Annotated in this window: 4 protein-coding genes; all 4 read left to right on the top strand. The window is 67.0% G+C overall.

Translation table 11 applies throughout. The annotated features are described in order from the left end of the window. Positions 1–598 precede the first annotated feature (598 nt). The 4 genes from BHU15_RS30160 to BHU15_RS30150 all read left to right on the top strand — a co-directional run bounded on the left by BHU15_RS30160 (position 599) and on the right by BHU15_RS30150 (position 4,915). Complete coding sequence (locus BHU15_RS30160; RefSeq protein ID WP_031231089.1) at positions 599–1,321, top strand: GOLPH3/VPS74 family protein; 723 nt, start codon at positions 599–601, stop codon at positions 1,319–1,321. Positions 1,322–1,606: 285 nt separating this feature from the next. Beyond that, positions 1,607–2,464 carry a helix-turn-helix domain-containing protein gene (locus BHU15_RS30155; protein ID WP_023540934.1) on the top strand — a complete coding sequence of 286 codons (858 nt, stop codon included), beginning with the start codon at positions 1,607–1,609 and terminating at the stop codon, positions 2,462–2,464. A 197-nt stretch (positions 2,465–2,661) separates the two neighbouring features. Next, on the top strand, positions 2,662–2,871 hold the full coding sequence (locus BHU15_RS38710; protein ID WP_078494319.1) for a DUF397 domain-containing protein: 210 nt from the start codon (positions 2,662–2,664) through the stop codon (positions 2,869–2,871). A 469-nt stretch (positions 2,872–3,340) separates the two neighbouring features. After that, positions 3,341–4,915, top strand: a complete 1,575-nt coding sequence (locus BHU15_RS30150) for a sodium:solute symporter family protein (protein WP_069630056.1) — start codon at positions 3,341–3,343, stop codon at positions 4,913–4,915. Positions 4,916–5,133 lie beyond the last annotated feature (218 nt).

The raw sequence follows: 5,133 nt of genomic DNA, 5'->3' as shown, positions 1-5,133 counted from the left end.
GCGGGGTGGAATCCGAGGGCGGGTTCGCCCGTGCGAACGTTGGGGCGGTTGTGGATTCCAGTTCGGGGTCAGGCTTCGACTCAGTCGATCCCGCCGAAGACCCCTCAGCAGCCGTCACAGGCGCCTCAGCGGCCTCAGGAGCCTCAGAGGCGTCCGCATCCCCCCGGACCGTGCGAACGGCCGTCGACCCGGCCGCTGCGGCGTTCGCGGAACCGTTCCGCGGCGGGGGCGCGTCCTCGGGTGTGTCGGACTTGTCCGCCGCCTCCCCGGCAACAGCACCGGCGCCCGTCGCAGCCGATCCACGGAAGACCGCCAACCTCGGGTCCTGTTCCTGAACGTCCGACGACTTCCGCTGCTCCGACTTGCCGGGGGACTCGCCCGCCACCGTGCCTCCTCATGCGATGTGCGGCCCTCACGGCGCTCGCGCGCCCCACCGCCGCACTCTCCGAACCGATTATCAGTGTCCTGTGTGAAACCACAGCTCATGTGCCAGACGAGAACGACATACATAACGGTTCCCGCACAAAGCGACCAGGCACTCTCGACAGACCAATGTGAGAGGGGTCACCCTGTCATTCATCCACGCGGGGAGGCATGGATGGGCAGGAGCCGCAGAACAATTCCGGAGGAGCTTCTGTTGCTCGCTCTGGACCCGGCCACGGGTACCACAGCGCAGCCGCAGTCGCTCGACCTCGGCCTTGCCGGGGCGCAGCTAGTAGAGCTGGCTCTGGCAGGACGGATAGCCCCTGATGGGGATCGTATCGCCGTGGTGATGCCACGGCCGACCGGAGATCCGACTCTGGACTCCGCGCTGGAACTGCTGCGCCGACGCGGCAGCCCGGTTCGCGCAGTTCACTGGATCGGCGGGCCCCGACTGGGGCTCCGCCAGATTTACCTCTCGCATCTGGAGCGGTGCGGCATGGTTCATGCCGTGGCGGGTCAGATGTGCGGAGTGCTGCCGACGACTCGCTACCAGGCGACGGAGACGGCGATCAGCCGCGACATCAGGTCGCGGCTGGACAGTGCGATCCGCACCGGTGTACCGCCGGACCCGCGGACCGCGGCGCTCGCCGCTCTGGCCCACGCGGTCGGACTGGGCAAGCACCTGTACCCCGGTAACGAGGGGCGCTCGTCGCGCTCCCGGCTCCGGGACCTGATCAGACACGACCCGATGGGCGGTCTCGTGGCGCATGCCGTGATGGACGTCCAGAACGGTGTGGCCGCACAGCCGCGCCGTAATCCCGCACCGGGAGGCCGACCGCCGGCCGTACCGATGCAGCCGCAGCGCGCGGGCGGTATGGCCCGCGTCGCGGCGCACTGAGAGAGCAAGGCACGGACACGCACGCACGCGGGTATCGGAATCCGCCGCGCCGACGTCCCCAGAGACCCGGTTCGGGAGCCGCAAGGGACGCGCGGGGTCAGCCGTACAACCGGTTGCCCCGCGCGTCGCGCGCCCGAATACAGGCTCCGGCGGCGGCGTGTCCACCTGCCGCCCGCCCTTTCCCCTCTGTGGCCGTTTTCCAGCGCAGTTGGGACCATCGGTGGCAGTCTGCTGAGACGTAGACACACAGAGCTACGCGATTACTCAGCAGGAGGTGCCGTTTCCGTGGCGTCCAGTGTCAATCCCACCGTCAGGCGTCGCCGGTTGGGCCAGGAGTTGCGCCGGCTGCGCGAGCTCAAAGGCATGACGGCCGAGGAGGTGGCGGAGCGCCTGCTGGTCTCCCAGTCGAAGATCAGCCGTCTTGAGAACGGTCGCCGTTCCATCAGCCAGCGCGATGTCCGTGACCTCTGCGGTGTGTACGAGGTCGAGGACAACCGCATCGTCGAGTCGCTGATGCAAATGGCCAAGGACTCACGGCAGCAGGGCTGGTGGCACGCGTTCGGCGACATCCCGTACAGCGTCTACATCGGCCTGGAGACGGACGCGGCCTCGCTGCGCGTGTACGAGCCGCAGGTGGTGCCCGGCCTGCTCCAGACCCGGGGCTACGCGGAGGCGCTGATCACCGGCGCGCTCCCGGAGACCTCCCCGTCGGACGTCGAGAAGCGCGTGAGCGTACGGGTACGCCGCCAGGAGCGGGTCAACGCGCCCGAGCAGCCGCTCCGCCTGTGGGCCGTGATCGACGAGTCGGCGCTGCGCCGCGTGGTCGGCGGCAAGGAACTGATGCGCGAGCAGCTGGAGTTCCTCGTCGAGCTGTCGCAACTGCCCCATGTCACGGTGCAGGTACTGCCGTTCGAGATGGGCGCCCATCCGGGCATCAGCGGGCATTACGCGATCCTCGAATTCCCGGACGCCACGGATTCGAGCGTGGTCTACATCGAGGGCGTCACGAGTGATCTTTATCTGGAGAAGGCGAACGACGTCCAGAAGTACAGCGTGATGTACGAACACCTTCGCGCGCAGGCGCTGAATGCGGACCAGACCCGCGAGTTCATCTCGGACATCGCCAAGGGATACGCCCGCTAAGGCAGTTCGCACGGAGTGGGCGGAAGAGCAGGGCGGAAGAATACACCCGGTGGACTCAGTACGTAAGAGTCCACCGGGTTTTCTCATCCGGTCGAGTGAACGGCCGCCCCACGCGCCGATCGTGGCTAGTAGCGTCGATCATGCCAGCAAGACGTTGGCGTATTGACACCACTTGCTGAAATCGGAGCGAACCGAACATGGCAATTCTTCAGGGCGCTACGGACACCTGGACCAAGTCCTCGTACTCCGGCGGAAATGGCGCATGCGTCGAGGTCAAGTCTCCCGTCGTGCAGGCAATTGCCGTACGGGACTCGAAGGCTCCCGAAGGTCCGTCGATCACCTTTGTCCCGGGATCGTGGACCACATTCGTGCAGGAGATGAACCAGGGCGCTTTCGATCTGGGCTGAGCCCTCACCCGACCCGTACAGAGCCAACGCACCAAGGCACGACCGCACGACCGCACGACCGCACGGAAGTGAGCCCTCTCGACCGGTCCGCCGTCCTGGCCGAGGGGGCTCTGCCATGCCCTCAGTTCACACGAATCAACACGAACTCCCTCTCGACCGCACGGGACCCGCATCCCGTGCGGTCGTTTCTGTTGCGTTGCCGTCGTACGGCAGTACCGCGTTCTGACGAAGCGCCCGCCCATCGTGTGGCTCCCGTCACGTTCACGACAACGCCCCGCAAGGTCAAGAAGAAGTAAAATCGTTCGGCTTTCTGATCCGTGTTCACATCTATGACCGCTGGAACCCTTGACCCACTGCCGCGAGTAGCGGTTCAATCCCCGAAGTCCCCGCTCCCGCACGGGGGCGCCGCTGACCGGACGCACTGACGAAGAGCATCAACGTTCACAAGGCGGACCCCTGGAGGGGGCACATGAACAGTCTCGACTGGACCGTGCTCATCGGATACTTCGGTGTGATGGTCGCGATCGGCGTCTGGTCCCACAAGCGCGTGGGTGACGTCCATGACTACTTCACGGCCGGCGGCAAGATGCCGTGGTGGCTGTCGGGCATCTCGCACCACATGTCGGGCTACAGCGCGGTGATGTTCACCGGGTACGCGGCCATCGCGTACACCTACGGCGTCACGTCGTACGTCACCTGGTCGTTCCCCATCGCCATCGGCATCGCGATCGGGGCCAAGCTCTTCGCTCCCCGGCTCAACCGGGTGCGCTCGCGGCTGCATGTCTCGTCGCCGCTCGAATATCTCAAGAACCGCTACAACCTGCCCACGCAGCAGGCGCTCGCCTGGTCGGGTGTGCTGCTGAAGATCGTGGACGTCGGCGCCAAGTGGGCCGCCATCGCGACCCTGTTGTCGGTCTTCACCGGTGTCTCGCTCAACATGGGCATCCTGATCACGGGCGCCGTCACCGCGATCTACTGCACGGTCGGCGGGCTGTGGGCCGACGCGCTGACCGAACTGGGCCAGTTCATCATCCAGTTCGTCGCCGGTATCGCGATGCTCGTCGCCGTCCTGGCGGAGCTGGGCGGGTTCAGCAGTCTGTGGAACGTCTGGGACGAGCCCGAACTCCAGGGCCACAGCGAGCCGTTGGCCGGGCCGTACATGATGGTCTTCCTGATCGCGTATCTGTTCATCAAGACCTTCGAGTACAACGGCGGCATGTGGAACCAGGCGCAGCGCTACATGGCGACCGACTCCGCGAAGTCCGCGACCCGCTCCGCCACGCTGTCGGCGGTGCTGTGGCTCATCTGGCCGCTGGTGCTGTTCTTCCCCATGTGGGTCGCGCCGGTCCTCATCGACACGGACGTGCCGGCCGACAGCTACGCGCTGATGGCCGAACAGCTGCTGCCGCACGGTCTGCTGGGTCTGGTCATCGTCGGCTTCTTCTCGCACACGATGGCCATGTGCTCCTCGGACGCCAACGCCATCGCGGCGGTCGTGACCCGCGACATCATGCCGGCCGTGTCCCGTCGCGTACGGGAGTGGGACACCCGGGTCGGGCTGCTGGCCGCGCGCTGGACGACGCTGCTGTTCCTCGGTCTGTCGATGGCCATCGCGACGCAGGTCAACTCGCCGTTCTTCGGCGACATCATCACCGTCGTCATCAAGTGGGTCGCCGGGCTCATGGGTCCGATCGCGATCCCGCTGATGCTGGGTCTGCTGCCGTGGTTCCGCAGGAGCGGACCGACGGCGGCGCTGATCAGCTGGGCGGTCGGGCTGGTCACCTTCTGGCTGGTCAACTACCCGATCAGCTGGAACGTGGACGGCGGGGTGCCGCTCCAGTACCAGGTGTCGATCCCGCTCGCCGTCTCGCTCGTCCTGTACGTCGTGATCGGCTTCATCAAGCCGGAGGACACGCCGGAACGGGACGCCGTACTGGAGAAGATCAACAACGACGGCGACGGGTCGGACGCGCGCGTGCCGGTGCCGGGGCCGGCGGGTCCCGGGGACGCGAAGCAGCTCGGCCGCGAGGGCGCCTCCGGCTGACGGGACGCTCCCACGGCCTGCCGCCGGGCCCGGACCCGCTCCACCGGGCCCGGCCGGCGGGCCGGTTCGTCCTCAGGCGCCGGACGGGCTGGGCGTGTTGCTTGAGACACGCCCGCAGGCCCTAGGGCGTGTCCGCAAAGTAGCGTCGTCCGCCCGAAGGGCGGGGCTCACGCCCGCCGCGGAGCGGCTGATGTCGCGTTGGTGCGTGCGATCGCAAG

It is taken from the genome of Streptomyces niveus, assembly GCF_001723055.1.
Taxonomy (GTDB): domain Bacteria; phylum Actinomycetota; class Actinomycetes; order Streptomycetales; family Streptomycetaceae; genus Streptomyces; species Streptomyces niveus.
Note: the sequence above shows the minus strand (reverse complement) of the source record. Positions and strands in the feature narration are given on the sequence as shown.

What these genes read in the sequence shown, in the direction of transcription:
- BHU15_RS38710 (WP_078494319.1), top strand. Translation starts at nt 2,662, where the DNA reads ATGGCAATTCTTCAGGGCGCTACGGACACCTGGACCAAGTCCTCGTAC.
- BHU15_RS30150 (WP_069630056.1), top strand. Translation starts at nt 3,341, where the DNA reads ATGAACAGTCTCGACTGGACCGTGCTCATCGGATACTTCGGTGTGATG.
- BHU15_RS30160 (WP_031231089.1), top strand. Translation starts at nt 599, where the DNA reads ATGGGCAGGAGCCGCAGAACAATTCCGGAGGAGCTTCTGTTGCTCGCT.